The sequence below is a fragment of the Companilactobacillus formosensis genome, assembly GCF_005405305.1.
In the GTDB taxonomy this organism is placed as follows: Bacteria; Bacillota; Bacilli; order Lactobacillales; family Lactobacillaceae; genus Companilactobacillus; species Companilactobacillus formosensis.
In genome coordinates, this window is record NZ_BJDU01000001.1 from 176,324 (window position 1) to 197,959 (window position 21,636).

Genomic DNA, 21,636 nt, shown 5'->3' on the forward strand with positions numbered 1-21,636 from the left:
TATGAACTTGGCAATGTCAACTAATAAATTGTATACTATATCAAAAATTCAAAGGAGTGTATCTCGATGTTATTACAACAAGTCAGAATCCAAAATCAATCCGCTCAAGATATTAGAATTGAAGATGGTAAGTTTACTGAGATTGCCGACCACTTGACGCCAAAAGATGGTGAAGAAGTAATCGTTGGTCACGAAAAATTAGTTTTACCTCCATTTATTGATCCCCATGTTCACCTTGATTCAACACTGACAGCCGGTCAACCAGAATGGAATGAAAATGGAACTTTATTTGATGGAATTCGTATTTGGACTGAACGTAAGAAATCATTAACTTATCAAGATGTTAAAAAACGTGCCATTTTAGCTTTGAAGATGCAAGCTAGTCACGGAATCCAGTTTGTTCGTTCTCACGTTGATGTAACTGATCCTAGTCTAAAAGCTCTTAAGGCTTTGATTGATGTGCGTGAAAGTGTTAAAGACTGGATGACTTTGCAATTAGTTGCTTTTCCACAAGAAGGAATTCTTTCTTATCCAAATGGTAAGGAATTAATGCAAAAAGCAGTTGATTTGGGTGTTGATGTAGTCGGAGCTATTCCACATTATGAGTTTAATCGTGAATATTCAGTTGAATCGTTACGTTTTGCCTTTGATTTGGCACAAAAAAATGACTTGTTGTTCGATGCACATACTGATGAAATTGATGATCCTAGTTCTAGAAGTCTAGAGACTCTAGCAACTTTAGCGTATGAAAGTGGTATGGGTCAACGTGTAACAGCTTCACATACGACCGCTATGGGTTCATATAATGATGCTTACATGTACAAATTGATGCGCTTGTTGAAGATGTCAAACATGAACTTTATCTCTAATCCTTTGGTAAACATGTACTTAGGTGGACGTTTCGATACTTATCCTAAGCGCCGTGGTTTGACTCGTGTAAAAGAATTAACTGAAGAAGGCATCAATGTTGCTTTTGGTGAAGACGACATCAAGGATCCTTGGTATCCAATGGGTAACGGCAATATGTTTGATGTTTTAGCTGAAGGATTGCACGCTACGCAAATGATGGGACATCAACAAATTATGGACTCATATAAGTTTATTACTTTAAACAGTGCTCGGGCTTTACAAGTTGAGGATCAATACGGAATTGAAGTTGGCAAACCAGCTAACTTTGTCTTATTGGATGCTCACAACTTCTATGATGCTATCAATAAACGAGCTGCAGTCTTATTGTCGGTTCACAATGGAAAAGTTATCGGTAAAACGAAGCCTGCTGAAACAGAATTATATATTTAACAATTATAGGGGCAGCCAGTGAGCTGTCTTTTTTTGTAAGGATGGAATTATGATATTAGAAAGACCAAATGTTATTAATCTACGTAAGTTACAATCACAATTGGGTGGTTTAAAAAATCGTCCTGATATTGATGAATTATCAAAGATGATTAAAATGTTTCAACTTTATCAAGCCGGCCAAAAAGAAATCAGTACCAAATTAGAAAATCTTGATTCAGAATTTCAAGTAAATTACGATTACAATCCAATTCACCACATGGAATCTAGGATGAAAGATATGCAAAGTCTTTTACAAAAAGCTGAGCGTAAGGGTTATGAATTAACAGTTGGGAGTATTGAGAAAAATATTTTTGATATTGCCGGTATCCGGGTGATTACAAATTATGTCGATGATATTTACAAAATTGAAAAAATGTTAACGAAACAGTCGGATGTGACTTTATTACGCCGAAAAGATTATGTTAAGCATCCGAAAGCTAGTGGTTATCGTAGTTTGCACATTGTTGTTAAAGTACCAGTTTTCCAAGCCGAAGGACCAATTGATGTTCCGGTCGAGATTCAAATTAGAACCGTTGGCATGGACATGTGGGCTAGTTTGGAACATAAGTTGCGCTATAAGACCAATGTCGATAAAAAATTAGTTGATCAATACGGTGACCGATTACAAGGATATGCGGATGAATTAGAAAAAATTGAGCGTGGTATGCAAGATATACATCAGAATTTAATCTAAAAAAAAAGGGCCTTAGTTCACTGATAGTAGCGAATTAAGGTCCTTTTTACACAGCCTGCTCGGGTGCATTATTTAGTAGCCAATTTTCTTTGGTCAGTTCGTAAGCCATGACAGTTCTGACTTCTCCAGTGTGCGGTGAAGGGGAGGTGCCAATGGAACCTAAATCAGTCATGCCCATTTTTTCCATTACTCGGCCAGATCTTGGATTGAGACTGGCATAGTGAGCTTCAATTCGTTCGAAGTTTAAATCTTCGAATCCATAAGCCATCATAATTTTGCCAACTTCCGCAACGAATCCTTTGCCCCAAGCACTTTGAGCTAGAGCATAAGTTAGTAAGGCACTGTAGCCTTCGGGATGGAATTCGTAAAAGCCAATTAGTTGGTGGGTATCTTTAGTTTCGATACCAAAAGAATAGATTGATCCTAGAAAATGAGAGTTAAAAAGTTCAGCAAAATTATTCTCGGCTTGAACATTGCGATACCTAGTGTATCTAACTACCAAAGGATCGTACAAGATAGCTTGTAAGTCGTTAAAGTCCTCAATTTGAAACGGACGAATAAGTAATCTCTCTGTTGTAATTTGACGCATCTTTTTTTCTCCAAATCCTCAATTAGAATTAGAATAATAAACTATTATTTAGCGTCTGTAAACTATTTTATTTCGAAAAAATTGTTGACTTTATAAAAATAAAATATTATTATAGTTCGCATACGAACAAACGGAGGATGATTATGATGCTTGATCCAAAAACAATGATTGTTTTTAATGTTAGAGATTTATCATTACATATTTCTCGATATATTCAGTCTGATCAACAGAGACGTGGTGGCAGACCGTTTGAAGATAAAGATGCCACCGATCGGGTATCCCGTTTGCAAGGAATGGCAGTTGGTTTTTTGTACAAAAATAAAGACCAACAAGTTATCCAAAAGGATATTGAAAAGGGCATGTTTATTAGTAGGTCAACGGCTAGTGGCTTAGTTAAACGAATGGTGAAGAATGGACTGATTTATTCGACTCCATCAGCAAATGATGCACGGGTCAAGTGTTTACATCTAACAAGTCATGCTTTGGATATTATGTACGAAATTGACAAAAATGCTGCACGAACAGAAAAAAAATTACGACAAGGAATCGATGAAAAAGATTTAGATGTTTTCTTTAAAGTGTTGAAACAAATTAAAGAGAATACTAAATAGCTTTTTTTTGAGATAATAGTTCGTATGCGAACTAGAGGAGGACTAAATGCTTAAATTATTTAAAAAATTGAATAAAAAAGAATATAGCATGATTGGCATTAGCTTAATCTTTATTATTTTACAAGTATGGTTGGAATTGGAAATACCAAGTTATATGTCAACGATTACACAACGATTGGAACAACGAGGAACAACCGTTAATCAAATTTTACAGCCGGGTATGATGATGATTTTATTATCAGTCCTAAGTGTAATTGCCTCAATTATTGTTGGGTATTTTGCTGCACATGTAGCAGCAGGATTTACAGCACGACTACGGAAAAATATTTTTGATCAAGTTATGGATTATTCAACTCATGACATTAAGAAATTTTCTGTTTCAAGTTTACTAACGCGCTCAACAAACGATTTAACGCAATTACAACAGTTTATTGCAATGGGTCTGCAAGTCATTATCAAGGCCCCAATTACTGCTATTTGGGCAATTACCAAGATTGCAAACAAAGGTTGGCAGTGGACTAGTGCTACAGCAATCGCCGTGGTTGTTTTGATTGCAATGTTGACCTTTATTCTCTTAATGGTACAGCCAAGATTTAAAAAGATTCAAAGTTTAACTGATCGATTAAATTTAGTTACTCGTGAAAATCTTTCAGGAATTAGAGTTGTTCATGCTTACAATGCCGAAGACTATCAAAATCAAAAATTTAACAAGGCAAATAAGGATTTAACTGATACAAATTTATTTGCTAATCGCGTTTTAGCGTTAATGAATCCTGGAATGAGTTTTATTTCTAGCACCTTGACTTTGGCGGTTTATGCTATTGGAGCAATTATCATTAATCAAGCTACGGTTGGAAGTACTCGATTGACACTATTTAGTAATATGATTGTTTTCTCATCGTATGCTATGCAAGTGATTTTAGGATTTTTATTGTTGTCGATTATTTTTATTTTATTACCTCGTGTAACTGTATCCGTAGGAAGAATCAATGAAGTTTTAGACGTTGAACCATCAATTAAACATCAAGAAACTACTACAAAATCTACTACTGGTAAAGGAATTCTAGAATTTAATAACGTTAGTTTCCGCTATCCAGGAGCTGAAGTGGATGCGATTCACGATTTGAGTTTTAAAGCTAAGACTGGTCAGACGGTTGCTTTTATCGGTTCAACAGGTAGTGGTAAATCTACAGCTATGAATTTAATTCCCAGATTGTATGATACGACAGAAGGCTCGGTTGCAATCGATGGAGTTGATGTTAAAGACTATTCTGAAAAAGATCTGAACAATAAAGTTGGATATATTCCACAAAAAGCAGTTCTGTTTAGTGGTACGATTCGTTCTAATCTTGCCTTTGGTTCAACGGATAATACTAATGAAAAATCCGATAGTGATCTTTTTGATGCCTTAGATATTGCTCAATCAAAAGATTTTGTTGAACAAAAAGAAGGTCAATTGGATGCTAAAGTGGCTCAACATGGGGATAATTTCTCTGGTGGTCAAAAACAACGTTTGGCGATTGCAAGAGCTATAGCTAGAAAACCAGAAATTTTGTTATTCGATGATTCCTTTTCCGCTCTGGATTATGAAACTGACAAAAAATTACGTAATCAATTAAAAGAAAACGCCGCTCAAACGACCAAAATCATTGTTGCACAACGAATTAGTACCATTATGGATGCTGATTTAATAATTGTTCTTGATAATGGACGAGTTGCTGGTCAAGGAACGCATAAAGAATTATTGAAGGATAACAAGGTATATCAAGAGATTGCCTATTCACAATTATCAAAGGAGGAGCTTGCTGAATGAAAATAGTTAATGGTATCAAAAAATATGGATCAGAATATTTAGTTCCATTAATAATAGCTTTTGTTTTTGCGATGGCTGGAAGTATCTTCACCATCATCGGGCCAAGCAAACTAAGTAGTATTACCGATTTAATCAGTAAGGGGTTATTTGGCAAAATTGATTTGACTCAAGTAATGCATATTGTAGTGATTTTAGGCGTGATTTATGTTGTTGCAGCAATTTTGTCTTATGGTCAAGGCTTCATTATGGCAACAATCACCCAAAAATTTACCCAAAAATTACGTTCTAAAATCACAGAAAAAATTAATAAATTGCCGTTGCAATACTTTGATACACACAATGAAGGTGATACTTTAAGTCGAGTTACTAACGATTTGGATACTGTAGGACAGTCGCTTAATCAAAGTTTGGGTATTTTAGTTTCGGCCGTTACTTTGTTGATTGGTAGTATCGTTATGATGTTCGCCACAAATGTTACTTTGGGCTTTACAGCTGTTTTATCAGTATTAATTGGTTTTATTTTAACGATTATTTTGATATCTAAATCACAAAAATACTTTTATAATCAACAAAATAAATTAGCTGATGTTTCTGGTTATATCGAAGAAATCTATAGTGGTCATGATGTTGTAAATACATATAACTACACGGATGAAGCCAAATATAATTTCGATCAGATGAACAATGAATTACAAGATAACGTTTGGAAATCTCAATTCTTATCCGGAATTATGCAACCTTTGATGAATTTCATTGGTAATTTTGGATATGTCATGGTCAGTGTCGTTGGTGCTATTTTGGTTTTAAATGGACATACTACTATTGGTGTAATCGTAGCTTTTATGATTTATGTACGTTTGTTTACACAACCACTATCCCAAATTACGCAAGCATTCTCTAGTTTGCAGTTAGCTCAAGCCGCAATGAAACGAGTTTTTGACTTTTTATCAGAAGATGAAGTTGTTGAAGATAGAAGGAATTATCAAACTATTTCCGGAACCAAAGGCAACGTTGAATTCGATGATGTTGAATTTGGATATTTACCTGGACAAAAGATTTTAAAGAATTTCTCGTTAAAAGCTCAGGCTGGTCAAAAGGTTGCAATCGTTGGTCCCACAGGATCAGGGAAAACAACAACGGTCAATTTATTAATGCGTTTTTATGATATGAATCAGGGTAAAATAAAAATTGATGGTATTGATATAACCGACATGAAGCGTTCGGAAGTTCGTAATCAATTTGATATGGTTTTACAAGAAGCTTGGTTATTCGATGATACGGTCAAAAATAATTTGATTTACAATCAAAAGAATGTGACGGACGAGCAAATAAAAGCTGCAACTAAAGCTGTAGGATTGGATCATTTTATCGAAACTTTGCCAAATGGCTATGATACAGTTTTGGATGATTCAGTTAGTTTATCAGTAGGACAAAAGCAGCTCTTAACTATTGCACGTGCTTTAATTAGAGACGCACCAATGTTAATTTTAGATGAGGCAACAAGTTCAGTTGATACTAGAACCGAAGAGCAAATTCAAAAAGCTATGGATCTATTGATGAAGGGACGTACATCGTTCGTTATTGCTCATCGGCTTTCTACAATCAAAAACTCCGACTTAATTTTGGTAGTTAAAAACGGAGAAATAATTGAACGTGGAACACATGATGAATTGATGGCTAAAAATGGTTTTTATAACAATATGTATAATAGTCAATTCACAAAATAAGAAAAAGATGCTAAAAAGGAGGCCATCAAAATTTGAGCCTCCTTTTTAGCATGTAAAAATGTTTGAAAATAATTTAAATCATTGACAGGTGTATAAACATATTATAAAATTACGGCGTTAAGTAGGTGCATTTTTAAATTTCAAATACTGAGGAGTTTTAATTAATGAGGGAATGGCAAAAAGAAACTGTGTATCAGATTTATCCACGCAGTTTTCAAGATTCTAATGGGGATGGTATCGGTGATATCAACGGTATTATTTCTCGATTAGATTATTTACAAAAGCTTGGAATCGGTTTGATTTGGCTAACTCCAATGTATCGTTCACCAGGTAACGATAATGGCTACGATATTGCAGATTACTATCAAATTGATCCAGTTTTTGGAACAATGGAAGATTTTGAGAATTTATTGAATGAAGCTCATAAGCGTAATATCAAAATTATTATGGATATGGTCTTGAATCACACTTCAAATGAAAATCATTGGTTCCAGGAAGCTTTGAAATCAAAAGATAATCCATATCATGATTTTTATATTTGGAAAGATCCAGTCGACGGACATGAACCTAATAACTGGGTTTCCAAATTTAGTGGTAGTGCATGGAAGTATGTGCCAGAGTTAGACCAATATTATTTACACTTGTATGACGTGACGATGCCTGATTTAAATTGGCGTAATGAAAAATTGCGTAATAAGATTTTTAAAATGTTGAAATACTGGGCTGCCAAAGGAATCGATGGTTTCCGTCTGGATGTTATCAACAATATTTCTAAAGATAAAGAGATGCCTAATGACACTTTTGCTACACCTCTAGACGACGGACGTAACTTCTATACCAATGGTCCACATGTGCACGAATACATCCACGAAATGTATGAAAAGGTCTTTGGACCTAATAATTTTGTGACGGTTGGAGAATTGTCTTCAACGCCTATTTCTGAGGCAATCAAGTACACTAATCCAGATCGTCAAGAACTCTCAATGGCCTTTACTTTCCATCATGTCAAAGTCGATTATACTAATGGGAATAAATGGACACTTGGGCAATACAAATTGTCTGATTTAACGAGGATCTTGAGTGACTGGCAAGTGAAAATGAGTGCTCATGGTGGTTGGAATGCATTGTTCTGGAATAACCATGATCAACCACGTGCTATTTCAAGATTTACCAATGATACAAAATATCGTGATCAATCGGCCAAATTGTTAGCAATGGTTGAATTTGGGTTGCAAGGAACGCCTTATATTTATCAAGGTGACGAAATTGCGATGAAGAATGCTTATTTCACTGACATTAAACAATATAATGATCATGAATCAATCAATGCTTACAATGAATTGATAAAAAATGGTGTTGCTAAGGAAAAAGCCATTAAAATCTTGCAACAAAAATCACGTGAAAATGCGCGTTTGCCAATGCAATGGAATTCTAAATTAAATTATGGGTTTACAACTGGCCAACCGTGGTTAAAACCACTACACCAAGATGACTATTCAGTCGAAAAAGTCTTAAAAATGAAAAATAACGTTTTTGATTTTTATCGTGCATTGATTTTCCTACGTAAACACAAACAGATTCTCATAAATGGACAATATAAATTATTAAATTCGCAAGATAATAGTGTTTATAGCTATGAAAGAATTAATAATAAGGGTAAAATTTTAGTAATGGCTAATTTCACTGATCAAATGCAAGAAAGAAAAATTGCGAATGGTTTTGATTTGTTGCTTGGTAATTATGAGGGAATCAAGTTAAACAAAGGAACAGTAACTTTACGACCATATGAATCAGTCATGTTGGAAAAATAATTAATTAGGATTCTTTTTAAACCTTATCTAGTCAGTAGTGACAGCTTTGTGGATGCTCAGTACGTTCCAGCATCCACAAAGCCGAACGAACGACGGCATATGATATTAACCTAATTAAAAAAAGCTCGATTAGAGAGGGTATTTCAAATTTTGCACTACCGAAATTGAGGAGAAAAAAATGCCAAAGAACTTATATTCAGATATTTATCATATATTAAAAGGCGAAATTGATAGTAATGTTTATCCACCTAAGACAATTTTGCCAGGTGAAGAAGATTTATCACAACGTTTTAGCGTAACTAGAAATACAATTAGAAGAGCACTGAAAAAGCTTCAATCTGATGGTCTAGTTTATACAGTAAAAGGTCGCGGAGTAGTTGTTTTGGAACCGATTGTGGATAACCGAGTGATTTTCTCAGCAGCTAACCACTATGGATTCCAAGATTTGATGAGTTTTCCTCAGAATAAGTTCATTAAAAAATTGAGTACCAAGGTTTTGAAATTTGAAGAAGTTGAAATCGATGATGAATTGTCAAAGCATACTTCTTTTACAATTGGAGATATGGCTTACTATGTTGAACGTTTACGTTTAGTTAATGGTAAAGCTATGGCTATGGATACAAGTTATTTCAGACAAGAAAACATGCCTAATTTAACGATTGAGAATGCTCAAAATTCGATTTATCAATATATTCGTGATGAAAAATTATTTAAAATTGCGGCAGCACGTTCAGTCGCTACAGTTGAAACAGTAACTCAAAAAGAAGCTGACGTTTTAAATCTTAAAAAAGCCAACTGCGTAGGTGCTTTAAAGAAATATGTTTACACCGATTTGGGTAATTTATTCGAATGTACTGAAACTAAATACGTGCCAGATCATTTCTCATTAGTGGGATTTGAATCATATTAAAAAAAGTCGACCAAAAATGGTCGGCTTTTTTTTTAGAATTTAATGATTTGATTAAAAATAAAGTTGTCAGGAATAAAATGTGATTCTGTATATTCGAATTGCTTACCATCGTCATTAAAAGCAAAACTAACCATGTTACCGACACAATTGTTGATACCAAGGTTCAAATTCTCATAATCGACTTGTTCAGCATGTTCGATTCTTAATTGACGTTTGACGACAGCAATTTTCATCTTCATATCATCTTTAATATAAGAATAAATGGAATCTTTAGCAATTTCTGCAGTGATGCCAGGAACGATTTGCGCATTGAAATAGTTCAAATCCAAAACAGCATTTTTATTGTTGATTCGACGTACACGTTTGATTGCATACACCGGAATACCTACGGCAAAAGAAGTTTTATGACTGAGTTTTTCATCCACGATTATTTGTTGAAAATCGGCGATGATCGTTGCTCGTTTAATATCTTCTGCTTTGTTCAAGTTTTGTAAACTATTAATATCACGAAGGCTCAAGTTGATTTCTTGAGTTTTGGGTGTTTGCTCCAGGACAACAACACCCTTTCCCTTGACGCTGTATACTAGTCCTTCATCAGAAAGTTGTTTGATTGCCTTGCGGATAGCATAACGACTAGCATTAAATTCCGCAATTAATGATTCCTCAGTGGGTAAACGCATTTTTATATTATATTTTCCATTGATTACACGTTGTTTAAGTTCTTGGTAAATATCTTTGTTAGTAGTCTCAGCCATTTATAACGCTCCAATACAATTGATCAATATATACTATTAATAATATATTATATTGAAAATGATTTAAATACGATATTGCAAGAAATAGTACATTTATGTATATTGCTATATTCCAAAATTTAATATTAATAGAAATTTCGGGAATAATTAAATCATTTTTTTTCTAATCAGCTGTTCTTTAATATAGTTGGCAACGATTTTGCCACCATCGCTAGAAAAATGAACATGATCTCCACAATCGAATTCTGGTTTAAGGTGATGGTTCTCGCTGACGAGAGTTGATAGGTCAATGATGTGTGGCATCTTCAGTAGTTCACGATTGATTGTCAAACGCAATTGTTCTTTTTTATCATTCCATCCAGGTAAATTGTCATTCATATTGCCGTAAGCGGGTGTTATCGTCATTGGTACAAAAGTTGCATCGTGTTTCTTACATTTAGCCTTTAAAAGATGAATTGCTGTAACAACTGCACGAGAAGTAGGTAATTCGCTAATGGGAGTACCAGTACCGGGGTGTAGTAGATCATTGATACCTTCCATAAAGACAACAATATTGGGTTGAAAATTAGCCAACATATGATCAAAGCGAGTGAAGCCAGCTTCGCCAAAACTAGTGGACCACTCAGAAGTACTGTTCCCTTGATGTAAAAGCCGGTTGCCTGATATCCCAAAATTACCTGTCATAATATGAAAATTCTGTTCTAAATCTTTTGCTAGGGGTGCAGAGAAATTACCTTGATTAGTTAGAGAATCACCAAAGAATGCTATTTTCTCATAAGTCCGATCAGTCTGGATTTGGATAGCTGATATTCCAAAAAAGTATTTAGGCATTTGAGGATGATTGATCTTGGTTTTGACTAAATCGTTAGAAATAGTTAGGCCAACTGAATGGATCGTAATTTTAGGTGAAGTGATATCGACTGACAAGAATGTGTTAGAAGGTAAGTCAATATCAATCCAATCTGACCATTGAATTAAGCGAGGTTCAATTTGAAAGCTAGTCTTATTATTCAGTGTTACGGGAATTTTGTGAGACTCTGAATCATAAATTTTCATGTGTGTGATTACAAGTGGCGTTTCATCGTAAAGATTATTTAATTGAAAACGAATTTTTTTAGTTGCTAAAGGTTGAAAAATTTGTAGATGTTGAAATTGAGTTCGGTTAACCTCAGTTAAATTGTCATAATTAGTAAAATTATGTTTCCACGTCGTCGTAATAATCATTTTTATGCCTTCTTTAAGTGATAAATTATTCTCTACTAATATGATAGCATGTTTAAACAGTTTAAACTTAAGAAAAATACAAAAAATAATAAAATTTTTGCAAAAAAATCCATAGAATCTAATTAAAGATCCTATGGTAAATAAGAGAATAATTATTGAGTTACGCTAGGCTTAGCACTTAAAGTCCAAGTGATTACGGCGTTTCTCTTCTTAGCTGATTGTTCAGTTCCATCATTAGTACCACCAACATGTAATTTTGCTGAATCAGGTGTATTGAATTTGGCACTGACGATACCAGCATTATAACTGCCTTTTTCAAGATTCATAACAGTTGCAGGAGCATCTTGTTTAGTACTGTCAATTGTTGCAGCTTGAGTAGATAAATCTTTTGAACTATTGGAAATATTTTGTTGGTTGCCGTTCAATAGTGGAATAGCACTTAAATAAAGAATGGCATCTAAGTCAGCTGAAGTATCGGTATCAATTGTTTTGAGCGGACCCATAGAAGCTGTCAAAGTAAAGCCAGGCATGTCGCTAGTCATATTACGTGAATCAATAACTTCCAAAAGTCCGTCGTCGTTACCGTCGATACCAGCCGTGGATCCATCAGTAAAACCAGTTGTGTCAGTAGTGTTGCTCTTTAATTTACCAGTTGAGTTAGCCATCAATGAACCAAAATTGAAGTTAGGTACCGCTTCCAAAGTTAAAATTCCAGAAAGTACAGTGACACTAACATTTGATTGAGCAGTAGTATTGCCATCACCAGTCGTACTATCAGAAGTTGTAGTGTCTGATTCTGCTACTGCAGTTGACTCTGATTCGGGCAAAGCATTGTAAGTTGTTGTAATTGAATTGGTATCGTTTTGAACTTGAAGTGCCTTCGTTGCTGCTTGAGCTGTGGTTAAAGGAGACAGAGATAGACTAAGGCTGACTAGTAGCAATAAACGAACGACATTTTTAAACCATTTCATCATTTGTCCCCCTAACTTTTTATTTAGGTTTCAAAACGCACCTATACCATGTCTAAAGTTTAGCAAAATAAATCATACGGTTTGTATCGTAATTCATAAATGTTTTTTATCTAAACTGAAACAAGATTAATTTTTACGAACTATTATTTTAGTTTGCCAGTATTTGAAAAATATTTTTACTGAGACTTATAAATTGCTTTCGAACAAATTATTTGATAGTCTTTGTCTTTACTGATAAGTTTGAGATGAAGAAAGAAATCACTAGTAATGACTTCCTAACAAACAAAAAAAAGAGGTTAGGTAAGATATGGCTCGTAAAGCTAAAATTGAACGTGAAAAAAGATTACAGGAGACAGTTGCTCATTATGCTAGTTTGCGTAAACAATTGAAGGCAGCTCATGACTATCAAGGATTAAGCGAATTACCAAGGGATGCATCACCTGTTAGAATGCATTCTCGTGATCAATATGATGGTCGTCCACATGCATACTTGAGAAAATTTGGTATGTCTAGATTAACTTTTCGTAAGTTAGCTCATGAAGGTAAAATTCCCGGTGTGAGAAAAGCTAGCTGGTAATAGTAAGCTTTGTCTAAATTGATTTAAAAATAGAAGAAGGACCTTATTAGAATGACAAATTCTGGTGAGGTCTTTTTTAATGCTCTCAAACATAATCATCTATTAATTTAATTATTAAAGATATTGATAGGAAATAACTGCCTAACAATATCGTCATTAAGAAAACGTTTTATCTTACAAAAATGTCACATGAGACTAACACTTTGGTCATTGTATCAAGCATTTATTTACTTTTGAAAACTCGCGGATAATAATGAAAAACGGTTGTTGGGAAGTTCGCCACACGAGGTTTTGCTAAATGAAATAGTCAAAATGCAAAACTACAGAGCGTATATTTTGAAATGCAATTATTAATAAATTATAATTAATTTGTTTAAACAGAAGCGACGAAAACCCGCAACGAAATAGGAAATAATCAAAAAAGACAAATAATTTTTACGAAACGAGCCAACTATGAACAATTATTTTTTTATTATAATGTTTATACAGGTGATATAGAAATAACAATATTCAATTATTTTGATTCGTTTTTTGGTTTGACACCATTTATTTTGAATGGTTATATAGTTTCCGCATGAGCGAAGTCTTTTATCGAGGTGTTATTTATGAAAAATAACTTTCTAGATTTTTTAAAGAAGCCAATCACAATGTTCGTTATAAAAACAATTGTATTTTTCGCAATTTTCATTGTGCTTTTATACATTTATGGATACAACGGCGTCGGAAGTGCCAAATTTATTTATAACGAGTTTTAGTGAGAAGAAGGGAAAATTGTATGAATAAGATTATTGAGAAAATCACAACTACCGCATTACAAAACCCCGAAAAGATTTGCTACCAAAATGGTGAAGAAACACATACCTATCAAGAACTACTACAAAAGTCAGATCAAGTTGCTAATTTTTTGCAGGATAAATTCTTACCTGCGAAGAGTCCTTTGATCATTTTTGGAGGACAACAATTTGAAATGCTAGTTTTGTTCTTGGGTTCAATCAAAGCTGGACATCCTTATATTCCAGTTGATGATGCTTCCGATCCATCACGAGTTATTCAAATTAACGGGGTGGCAAAACCAAGCTTAATTTTAAATTGGAGTAATATTAAGGATTTTGGTGTGGAAACTCCTCAAGCCACTAAGACTGAATTGCAACAAGTTTTATCATCTGACAATAATATTTACGACAGCAACAAAAGTGTTGGATTAGACGATGACTTCTATATCATCTTTACATCTGGTACAACGGGAACTCCTAAAGGTGTACAGATAAGTACGAATAACATTTTGGATTTTGCACATTGGGCTCAAGAGAAGTTTGATTATACCGACCAAATGAATATGTTGTTACAAGCACCTTTTTCATTTGATTTGTCAGTCTTTGATATTTATCCAGGATTGATGAGTGGCGTCACTTTAAATGTTGTGGATAAAGATACGACTAAGAATTTTGGTAAATTGCAACAAGCTATTTTAAAATCCAACTTTAATACTTGGGTTTCAACACCATCATTTTTTGAAATGTGTTTGTTGTTTAGAAGTTTTGATGAAGAACACCTACCTCAATTAAACAAATTCATGTTCTGTGGCGAAGAGTTGACTCACGCTACTGCTCAAAAGCTATTGAAGAAATTCCCAAGTGCCAAAGTTTATAACACCTATGGCCCAACTGAAAATACTGTAGCTATTACGTCCGTATTGATTGATCAAGCAGCATTAGATAAATATGATCGTTTACCAATCGGTTATCTCAAATCTAATATGGAACACAAAATTTTGGGCAGCGTTGATTCAAAGACCGGTATGATGACAGGTGAATTGTTAGTCAGTGGTCCAGATGTTTCTAAAGGATACTTAAATAATCCGATTCAAACTCAAAAGGCTTTTGAAAATATCGATGGAAAGATTTTCTATCATACTGGTGATATGGTCAGCGAAGCTGAAGATGGCTTGCTATATTACCATGGCCGAACAGACTTTCAGATTAAGATGCACGGTTATCGAATTGAACTAGAAGAAGTAGATTCGCTTTTGGGTAATCTTAAACAAGTTAAACAATCTTGTACTGTACCGCTTTATAACAAAAAGAAACAAGTTAATAAAATGATTGCTTGTATCGTTTTAGAAGACGAATATAGCAATCTTGATACGAATGAATTAACAGATACGATTAAAAATTCACTTAAAGAAACGACGATGGAATACATGATTCCAAATGTTCTCAAGTTCGTCAAACAGTTGCCAATTAGTAAAAATGGAAAAATTGATAGAAAGACTTTGATAGGCGAGATTAATGAATAACATTACTCCTTATAGCAGTCCACATTACTTTATCTATTTACTATTACTTTTATTGCCAATCATGATTGGACTGTGGTTTGGCAAACGGATTCACATTTATGATTTCTTCGCAACTGTAGTGATTCTTTGGATCACGTTCTTTGGTGGAAACATGTCGCAGGGGATTTCATTGATCTTTTACATTCTCTACGAGATGTTACTAGTATTTATTTACTTGTCGTATCGTAAAAAACACAATAATTTCTGGATCTTTACAATGTTTGTTGTATTGGCGATTGTGCCACTGGTCTTCGTCAAATTGGATCCGCTGTTGAAAAACGCCACGATTTCCTTATTTGGTTTCATGGGAATCAGTTATTTAACCTTCAAAGCGGTTGAAATTATCATGGAGATTCGTGATGGGGCAATTAAGAATATTAAACCTTATGAGTTCGTCAGGTTCTTGCTATTCTTCCCAACCATTTCTTCAGGACCAATTGATCGTTTCAGACGTTTCCAAAAAGATGTTTTAAAGGTTCCTAGCCGTGATGAATACGTTGAACTATTGCATAGTGGTGTTAATAAATTAATGCAAGGTTTGGCTTATAAATTCATTATCGGTTACTTCTTTGGAACCTTATTATTACCAAAGATTCAAATTTTAACTTTGTCTTATCGTGGTGAAACACCATTAGGAATTTCCTGGGCTTTGGTGGCTTATATGTACGTATATAGTATGTATTTGTTCTTTGATTTCGCTGGATATTCACTATTTGCCGTTTCAATCAGTAATTTCATGGGTATCAAGACGCCAATGAACTTCAAGGCACCATTTAAGTCCAAAAACATCAAGGATTTCTGGAATAGATGGCATATTACCTTGTCATTCTGGTTCCGTGATTTCATCTACATGCGTTTGATGTTTACGATGATCAAACACAAGTGGATCAAGAATCGTGTCAATATCGCTAACTTCGGTTACTTGACCTTGTTCTTGATCATGGGATTCTGGCATGGTGAGACTTGGTACTACATCGTTTATGGTTTGTTCCACGCCGGAGCAATGATCACTAACGATGCTTGGTTGAGATTTAAGAAGAGACATCGTAAGAGTATTCCAAGTAATAAATTTACGCATGCGTTCGCCGTCTTCTTGACTTTCAACGTCGTATGTTTCAGTTTTATGATTTTTTCAGGTATTTTAGATAAATTATGGTTTTAGTTAGGAGAGCTTATTATGGATGAAATTAAAAACAAAATTGTGGATATTTTAAAAGATGTTACAGGTTTGGATGATGCAGGTTCAGACGCCGATCAAGATTTATTTAAAGATGGTGTTCTAGATTCAATGGCAACAGTAGAAGTTCTAGTTACATTACAAGATACTTTTGGTATCCAAGTACCAGTTTCAGAATTTGACCGTTCACAATGGTCAACCGTAAATAAAATTGCTCAACGTGTACAAGAATTGGAATAGAGTAGATTATGAAAAAAAAGTTATGGATGATTTTTGGACCTGTTATAGTTGCTATTGTTGCATTGTTGATTCTTCTATTTGCACCAATCAATTTTAAAACTGTCACTCCTAAAAAAATTGACCAAGCGGCCACTTCATTGGATGTGCGAGTTTTAAAAGGTGAGAGTGTTAAGAATGCTGCTGAAAAAGAAAACTACATTCCTATTATTGGTTCATCGGAACTTTCTAGAATGGATCCGTTCCACCCATCTTCCATGGCACAAAAATATCATTGGAAGAATAAACCATTCTTGCAAGGTAATCCTGGTACTGCCTCACTGACTCAAGCTATTAACGTCGGCGGAATGTCTAATCTGAAAGGGAATAAAGCTGTCTTTATCATTTCACCACAGTGGTTTACGAAAACCGGTGTTCCTTCTGACGCGTTCAAGTACTTCTTATCACCATTACAATTGACGGGATTTATTTTAAATTCTGATCACGGTGATAAAGCAATGAATAAATACATCGCTAAAAGAGTGCTTGATCTGGGTGTTAGCAAAGGTCCAATTGAAGACGGTGCTTTGAAGCGTATTTCCAAAGGTCAACAGATTACTAACTTCCAACGGATGTACATTCAAAGAATTTCACGTTCAAGTTTACAAAGTCAAGATAATCTCTTTGGAGCACTTTCAATGAATGATCATCAAAAGATGATTGATAAAGCAGCTAGTCAGTTACCTGATACTTATGATTACAAGCATTTGAATCAATTAGCTGTTAAATTAGCAAAGAAACATTCAACTGATAATGATTTGCAAATTGGTAATTCTTTTTACAAGAAGGAATTGAAAAAGAGAATCATCAAGTATAAGAATGCGCATAGACACGTTACTTATACACGTTCCCCTGAATACAACGACTTTCAAGCTTTGTTATATATGTTTGCTCAAAATAAGACTGAAGTAATGTTCGTCATTCAACCAATTAATCCTTATTGGGTCAAATATACAGGAATGCCAATGAGTTCCATTACTAATTTTGATAAAAAGATCAAATATCAATTGAAGTCTCAAGGTTTCAATAATATTGTAGATTTATCAAACGTTAAGAATCCTAACTACATTGCTGAAGATACGATTCACATGGGTTGGCGTGGCTGGTTAATGCTAGATAAGAGCCTTAAAGGTTATTATCAAACTAAGAAAGCTGATCCTAAGAATACGCAATATCACATGAATAGTTACTTCTTAACAAAAGAATGGGCTAGCGATAATCAATTTTAAGAATCAAAAAAACCTCCCTGGATGGTCAGGGGGGCTTTTTTTATGGATAAATGTTATTATCAACACTATATATTAAGTTAACTTTAGGTCAATGAGAAATTAAGGAGATTATGATGCAAGAAATAGAAACTACTTATTCAATCGGTGAAGTAGCTGAGAAATTCGGCTTGTCAGTGCCCACATTACGTTACTATGATAAAGAAGGTTTGATCCCTAATTTAAATAAAAACGCTGCTGGGGTACGCCGTTTTACTGAAGAAAATTTAAGTACATTACAAATAGTTGAGTGTGTAAAGAACGCAGGGATGCCAATCAAAGAAATCAAGCAATTCATCAAGTGGACGACTGAAGGCGACGAGTCGTTACAAGAACGCTTTGATATGTTCTTACAATTACGTCTATCGGTTCAAGAACAAATGCGCCAACTACAAGAAACACTCGATGTCATCAATTTTAAATGTGAATATTATGGTAAGGCAACTAATGATGGTACGGAAAAGTACGTTAAAGAAGAAATGCATTTAGATAAGCCTAAGCTTTGATATACATAAATAATTATCTGTATATAATATTGTTATATTTACTTTATACCCAAACTAATATATCATGTGGCTAGATAGATTAGTTTGGTATTTTTTTATCCTCATATGTGAAAAAATTAACATGCAAGGAGAGCGTTATGGATCAAAATAAGACAAGCAAAGAAATCCTCTTACGAATGGTTAAATCATTCACAGAAAATGAAGTAGCACCATTTGATATGGAAATTGATCACACAAGATCGTATGTAAATGACTTGTTGAATAAAATAAAAGAAACAGATTTGCTGAGTACAATGTTGCCTAAAGAGTACGGTGGAGCAGGTTTTGATGGTTCAACGACTGCTGAGATGATCAAAGAGATCGCCCGTGGCAATGCTAGTTTGGCGGTTACCTTGGAAGGTCATTTCAAGTCGATTGATCAAATCGTTAAGTTCGGTAATCAGGCTTTAAAAGATGAGTATTTACCTCAAGCAAAATCACGAATTATTGCTTTTTCAATGACTGAACCGAGTGGTGGATCCAATCCTTTAGGAATTAACTCACATGCAGAACACGTTGGTAACAAATGGATTATTAATGGCGATAAGATCATGATCACAAATGGTGGACTAGCAGAAATTTATTGTGTTCTTGTCAAAACTGCCCCTGAAGAATTGTCTTTCTTTATTGTCGATAAAGATATGGAAGGCTTTGAATTTGGTAAGCAAGAGAACTTCTTAGGTTTGACAGGTGTTCCAGTTGGCGAAATTGTCATGAATAATATTGAAGTTGATGAGAATCACTTGTTAGGTAAAGTTGGTATGGGTAAGGAAATCGGCGACAGTGCTCACAATGATGCACGAGTTTTGATGGGTGCCGTTTTGACTGGCATCATGGAACACGAGTTAGATATCGTGACAGATTACGCAACTCACAGAAAAGCTATCGATACGCCAATCATTCAAATGCAAGGTATTCAAAGAAAAGTCGCTGATATCGCCATTGCTAAGGAAACAACTAAACTGCTTTATCAAAAAGCTGCTTGGTTAAAAGACAATCGCCAAGATTACGAAGAAGAGGCTGCCATGGCTAAAGCATATGGAAGTCGGAGCGCTGTTAAATCCGGTGACGATGCTTTACAAATTTTAGGTGGATACGGTTATAGTCTAGATTATCCAGTTGAGCATTTGATCAGAGATGCCAGAGCAATGGAATTAGCTGAAGGTACAGTTGAAAAAATGCGGACAGAGATTGCTTTGATTGAAGCAAAGAATAGAGCCTAGGAGGAAGTTATGAAAATAGTTGTTGGTATTAAACAAGTTCCTGAAACGACAAACGTCAAGATTAATGAAAAAACTAAAAATATTGATCGACGTGGCCTAGGTGGTGTTATCAATTCTTATGATTTGCACGCTTTGCAAGCGGCTTTAGCAATTAGAGATCAAGTTGGCGGAGAAGTTATCACTCTATCTATGGGTCCAGATGATTTTGCTGTTTCCTTGCAAGAAACTTTGGCCCTTGGCGCTGATAAAGCAGTTCTTTTGTCTGATCGTGCATTTGCTGGTGCGGATACTCTAGCAACCGCATACGTACTAGGTGAAGCTATCAAAAAAATTGATGGGGTCGATTTAGTATTGGTAGGACAACAGTCGGTTGATGCTGACACCGGTCAAGTAGGGCCAATCATTGCTGAAATGTTGAACGTTCCTCAAGTTACTTATGCTGATAAGATTGAAGCTTTTGAAGATCATTTGGTAATTGATCGTAAATTGGAAAATGTAGAACAAACAATTACCGCTAAATTACCGCTTCTTCTAACGGCTACTGACAAGGCTAATAGTCCTAAATATACTAATGTCGTTGAGATTGCTAAGAGTTTTGATAAACCCATCATTACTTGGCATGCTAATGATTTGAATTTAGACGAACAACGAGTTGGACAAGCAGGTTCTCCAACAATTGTCCGTTCAATTTCAGAACCTAAAAAAGTTGCTAAGAAAAATCATCGTTTGTCTGATAACCCAGTAACGGCTGCTCGTGAATTAGTTGATATTTTGAAGCAGAAAAATATTTTGACGGAGGACAAATAAATGACAGTTATAAAAGAAAATTGGATTTTCGCAGAAAATGATTTAAACGAAATTAATCCCGTCACTTTTCAATTGATTACTAAAATGAATCAAATTAGTCATGATCCAGTGGTAGCTATTTTGATTGAAAAGACCACTGCCAATTTAGAAACTACTTTGAGTGCTTATGGCCCAGACAAAATTATCACTATTAAAGATGACGCTTTAGCTGATGGTGATGATTTAGAAATCACGGATGCTTTAGCTAATTTAATTAAACAAAAAGGCACTCCTAATACTTTGATTTTTCCAGCTACAGTTGCCGGTCGTTCAATTGCTCCAAGATTGCAAGCACGTTTACAAACTGGATTGACAGCTGACTGTTTAGATTTGCATTTTGAAGATGATTTGTTAGTACAAACTAAACCTTCATACGGCGACAATATTATGTGTGAAATTACGATTCCAGATCGCCGACCACAGATGGTCACAGCCCGTCCTAATGTTTTCACCGCTGAAAAGAAAACTAACTCTAATTTGCAAATGGAAACCATTTCCAACATACAATGGAAGAAAGACAATCAATTACAAATAAAAAGTCGTGTTTTACCTACCCAAAAAGCTAAAGATATCAAGCAATCTAAACACGTTGTAGCTATCGGTCGAGGTAGTAAAACGGTTAAAGATATTGAAGTTGCCAAGAGTTTATCTCAGAAGTTAAACGCCAGTCTCGGAGTGACGCGTCCATTGACTGATTTGGAAGAGTTTACAATTGCTGATCAAATTGGTCAAAGCGGTCAAACAATTGCCCCTGATTTATTGATTAATTTAGGAATTTCTGGAGCCGTTCAATATACTTCTGGAATATCAAATGCCAAGGTCGTTGTTTCGATTAATACGGATAAAAACGCACAAATTTTTAAGCATTCGGATTATTTTTTTGTTGGGAATGCTCAAGAATTCGCTAAGTCGCTCGAAGCTATACTATAACTACAATACGTCTCCTATT

Annotated in this window: 21 protein-coding genes; 17 read left to right on the forward strand and 4 right to left on the reverse strand. The window is 34.7% G+C overall.

From position 1 onward, the window contains the following. Positions 1 to 66 precede the first annotated feature (66 nt). Both codA and FFM65_RS00840 read left to right on the forward strand, forming a co-directional pair. The gene (codA, locus tag FFM65_RS00835) at positions 67 to 1,299 is read left to right on the forward strand and encodes a cytosine deaminase (protein ID WP_119317217.1); all 1,233 of its coding nucleotides are present in this window, start codon (positions 67 to 69) and stop codon (positions 1,297 to 1,299) included. Between the two features lie 49 nt (positions 1,300 to 1,348). Further along, positions 1,349 to 2,032 carry a GTP pyrophosphokinase gene (locus FFM65_RS00840; RefSeq protein ID WP_119317218.1) on the forward strand — a complete coding sequence of 228 codons (684 nt, stop codon included), beginning with the start codon at positions 1,349 to 1,351 and terminating at the stop codon, positions 2,030 to 2,032. A 46-nt stretch (positions 2,033 to 2,078) separates the two neighbouring features. Here the strand turns inward: FFM65_RS00840 and FFM65_RS00845 are convergent, their stop codons facing one another. Beyond that, positions 2,079 to 2,621, reverse strand: coding sequence for a GNAT family N-acetyltransferase (locus FFM65_RS00845; RefSeq protein ID WP_119317219.1), 543 nt, complete (start codon positions 2,619 to 2,621; stop codon positions 2,079 to 2,081). A gap of 143 nt (positions 2,622 to 2,764) precedes the next feature. Between FFM65_RS00845 and FFM65_RS00850 the strand changes: the two genes are divergently transcribed. The 5 genes from FFM65_RS00850 (at position 2,765) to FFM65_RS00870 (ending at position 9,493) form a co-directional block, all read left to right on the forward strand. After that, entirely contained in the window at positions 2,765 to 3,232 is a 468-nt protein-coding gene (locus tag FFM65_RS00850) for a MarR family winged helix-turn-helix transcriptional regulator (RefSeq protein ID WP_162897867.1), read from the forward strand. Between the two features lie 46 nt (positions 3,233 to 3,278). Next, positions 3,279 to 5,045 carry an ABC transporter ATP-binding protein gene (locus FFM65_RS00855; RefSeq protein WP_119317221.1) on the forward strand — a complete coding sequence of 589 codons (1,767 nt, stop codon included), beginning with the start codon at positions 3,279 to 3,281 and terminating at the stop codon, positions 5,043 to 5,045. Then, entirely contained in the window at positions 5,042 to 6,772 is a 1,731-nt protein-coding gene (locus tag FFM65_RS00860; RefSeq protein WP_119317222.1) for an ABC transporter ATP-binding protein, read from the forward strand. Before FFM65_RS00855 ends, FFM65_RS00860 begins: the two co-directional genes overlap by 4 nt. 164 nt (positions 6,773 to 6,936) lie before the next feature. Next, positions 6,937 to 8,583, forward strand: a complete 1,647-nt coding sequence (locus tag FFM65_RS00865; RefSeq protein ID WP_119317223.1) for an alpha,alpha-phosphotrehalase — start codon at positions 6,937 to 6,939, stop codon at positions 8,581 to 8,583. Between the two features lie 178 nt (positions 8,584 to 8,761). Beyond that, a complete protein-coding gene (locus tag FFM65_RS00870) occupies positions 8,762 to 9,493 on the forward strand; it encodes a GntR family transcriptional regulator (RefSeq protein ID WP_119317224.1) in 732 nt (243 codons plus the stop codon). A gap of 32 nt (positions 9,494 to 9,525) precedes the next feature. Here the strand turns inward: FFM65_RS00870 and FFM65_RS00875 are convergent, their stop codons facing one another. The 3 genes from FFM65_RS00875 to FFM65_RS00885 form a co-directional block, all read right to left on the reverse strand. Continuing rightward, a complete protein-coding gene (locus tag FFM65_RS00875) occupies positions 9,526 to 10,248 on the reverse strand; it encodes a UTRA domain-containing protein (protein ID WP_119317225.1) in 723 nt (240 codons plus the stop codon). A 147-nt stretch (positions 10,249 to 10,395) separates the two neighbouring features. Continuing rightward, positions 10,396 to 11,472: a GDSL-type esterase/lipase family protein gene (locus FFM65_RS00880; RefSeq protein WP_119317226.1), complete on the reverse strand. Its 1,077-nt coding sequence runs from the start codon at positions 11,470 to 11,472 to the stop codon at positions 10,396 to 10,398. Positions 11,473 to 11,624: 152 nt separating this feature from the next. Next, on the reverse strand, positions 11,625 to 12,443 hold the full coding sequence (locus tag FFM65_RS00885; protein ID WP_119317227.1) for a WxL domain-containing protein: 819 nt from the start codon (positions 12,441 to 12,443) through the stop codon (positions 11,625 to 11,627). 307 nt (positions 12,444 to 12,750) lie between these two features. Here FFM65_RS00885 and rpsN point away from each other — a divergent pair, with 307 nt between their 5' ends. The 10 genes from rpsN (at position 12,751) to FFM65_RS00935 (ending at position 21,617) form a co-directional block, all read left to right on the forward strand. Next, positions 12,751 to 13,020, forward strand: a complete 270-nt coding sequence (rpsN, locus tag FFM65_RS00890) for a 30S ribosomal protein S14 (RefSeq protein WP_010018385.1) — start codon at positions 12,751 to 12,753, stop codon at positions 13,018 to 13,020. Positions 13,021 to 13,625: 605 nt separating this feature from the next. Then, on the forward strand, positions 13,626 to 13,775 hold the full coding sequence (locus FFM65_RS00895; protein ID WP_010018386.1) for a teichoic acid D-Ala incorporation-associated protein DltX: 150 nt from the start codon (positions 13,626 to 13,628) through the stop codon (positions 13,773 to 13,775). A gap of 20 nt (positions 13,776 to 13,795) precedes the next feature. Continuing rightward, positions 13,796 to 15,316 carry a D-alanine--poly(phosphoribitol) ligase subunit DltA gene (gene dltA / locus FFM65_RS00900; protein ID WP_119317228.1) on the forward strand — a complete coding sequence of 507 codons (1,521 nt, stop codon included), beginning with the start codon at positions 13,796 to 13,798 and terminating at the stop codon, positions 15,314 to 15,316. Next, entirely contained in the window at positions 15,309 to 16,517 is a 1,209-nt protein-coding gene (dltB, locus tag FFM65_RS00905) for a D-alanyl-lipoteichoic acid biosynthesis protein DltB (protein WP_119317229.1), read from the forward strand. The genes dltA and dltB overlap by 8 nt, the downstream gene beginning before the upstream one ends. Before the next feature lie 15 nt (positions 16,518 to 16,532). Beyond that, on the forward strand, positions 16,533 to 16,772 hold the full coding sequence (gene dltC / locus FFM65_RS00910; protein WP_010018389.1) for a D-alanine--poly(phosphoribitol) ligase subunit DltC: 240 nt from the start codon (positions 16,533 to 16,535) through the stop codon (positions 16,770 to 16,772). Between the two features lie 8 nt (positions 16,773 to 16,780). Continuing rightward, positions 16,781 to 18,037, forward strand: coding sequence for a D-alanyl-lipoteichoic acid biosynthesis protein DltD (gene dltD / locus FFM65_RS00915; protein WP_119317230.1), 1,257 nt, complete (start codon positions 16,781 to 16,783; stop codon positions 18,035 to 18,037). A 122-nt stretch (positions 18,038 to 18,159) separates the two neighbouring features. Then, positions 18,160 to 18,579: a MerR family transcriptional regulator gene (locus FFM65_RS00920; RefSeq protein WP_162897890.1), complete on the forward strand. Its 420-nt coding sequence runs from the start codon at positions 18,160 to 18,162 to the stop codon at positions 18,577 to 18,579. Between the two features lie 137 nt (positions 18,580 to 18,716). Further along, positions 18,717 to 19,841, forward strand: coding sequence for an acyl-CoA dehydrogenase family protein (locus FFM65_RS00925; RefSeq protein WP_119317232.1), 1,125 nt, complete (start codon positions 18,717 to 18,719; stop codon positions 19,839 to 19,841). 9 nt (positions 19,842 to 19,850) lie between these two features. Continuing rightward, positions 19,851 to 20,648: an electron transfer flavoprotein subunit beta/FixA family protein gene (locus tag FFM65_RS00930; protein WP_119317233.1), complete on the forward strand. Its 798-nt coding sequence runs from the start codon at positions 19,851 to 19,853 to the stop codon at positions 20,646 to 20,648. Beyond that, the gene (locus tag FFM65_RS00935; protein ID WP_119317234.1) at positions 20,649 to 21,617 is read left to right on the forward strand and encodes an electron transfer flavoprotein subunit alpha/FixB family protein; all 969 of its coding nucleotides are present in this window, start codon (positions 20,649 to 20,651) and stop codon (positions 21,615 to 21,617) included. It abuts the gene before it with no gap. The last annotated feature ends 19 nt before the right edge of the window (positions 21,618 to 21,636 follow it).

Bases quoted from the DNA above. Each gene is read 5' to 3' on its own strand.
- FFM65_RS00930 (WP_119317233.1), top strand. From the start codon at position 19,851: ATGAAAATAGTTGTTGGTATTAAACAAGTTCCTGAAACGACAAACGTC.
- dltB (WP_119317229.1), top strand. From the start codon at position 15,309: ATGAATAACATTACTCCTTATAGCAGTCCACATTACTTTATCTATTTA.
- FFM65_RS00880 (WP_119317226.1), bottom strand. From the start codon at position 11,472: ATGATTATTACGACGACGTGGAAACATAATTTTACTAATTATGACAAT.
- codA (WP_119317217.1), top strand. From the start codon at position 67: ATGTTATTACAACAAGTCAGAATCCAAAATCAATCCGCTCAAGATATT.
- rpsN (WP_010018385.1), top strand. From the start codon at position 12,751: ATGGCTCGTAAAGCTAAAATTGAACGTGAAAAAAGATTACAGGAGACA.
- FFM65_RS00895 (WP_010018386.1), top strand. From the start codon at position 13,626: ATGAAAAATAACTTTCTAGATTTTTTAAAGAAGCCAATCACAATGTTC.
- dltD (WP_119317230.1), top strand. From the start codon at position 16,781: ATGAAAAAAAAGTTATGGATGATTTTTGGACCTGTTATAGTTGCTATT.
- FFM65_RS00845 (WP_119317219.1), bottom strand. From the start codon at position 2,621: ATGCGTCAAATTACAACAGAGAGATTACTTATTCGTCCGTTTCAAATT.
- FFM65_RS00935 (WP_119317234.1), top strand. From the start codon at position 20,649: ATGACAGTTATAAAAGAAAATTGGATTTTCGCAGAAAATGATTTAAAC.
- FFM65_RS00925 (WP_119317232.1), top strand. From the start codon at position 18,717: ATGGATCAAAATAAGACAAGCAAAGAAATCCTCTTACGAATGGTTAAA.
- dltC (WP_010018389.1), top strand. From the start codon at position 16,533: ATGGATGAAATTAAAAACAAAATTGTGGATATTTTAAAAGATGTTACA.
- FFM65_RS00885 (WP_119317227.1), bottom strand. From the start codon at position 12,443: ATGAAATGGTTTAAAAATGTCGTTCGTTTATTGCTACTAGTCAGCCTT.
- FFM65_RS00840 (WP_119317218.1), top strand. From the start codon at position 1,349: ATGATATTAGAAAGACCAAATGTTATTAATCTACGTAAGTTACAATCA.
- FFM65_RS00850 (WP_162897867.1), top strand. From the start codon at position 2,765: ATGATGCTTGATCCAAAAACAATGATTGTTTTTAATGTTAGAGATTTA.
- dltA (WP_119317228.1), top strand. From the start codon at position 13,796: ATGAATAAGATTATTGAGAAAATCACAACTACCGCATTACAAAACCCC.
- FFM65_RS00865 (WP_119317223.1), top strand. From the start codon at position 6,937: ATGAGGGAATGGCAAAAAGAAACTGTGTATCAGATTTATCCACGCAGT.
- FFM65_RS00855 (WP_119317221.1), top strand. From the start codon at position 3,279: ATGCTTAAATTATTTAAAAAATTGAATAAAAAAGAATATAGCATGATT.
- FFM65_RS00870 (WP_119317224.1), top strand. From the start codon at position 8,762: ATGCCAAAGAACTTATATTCAGATATTTATCATATATTAAAAGGCGAA.
- FFM65_RS00860 (WP_119317222.1), top strand. From the start codon at position 5,042: ATGAAAATAGTTAATGGTATCAAAAAATATGGATCAGAATATTTAGTT.
- FFM65_RS00875 (WP_119317225.1), bottom strand. From the start codon at position 10,248: ATGGCTGAGACTACTAACAAAGATATTTACCAAGAACTTAAACAACGT.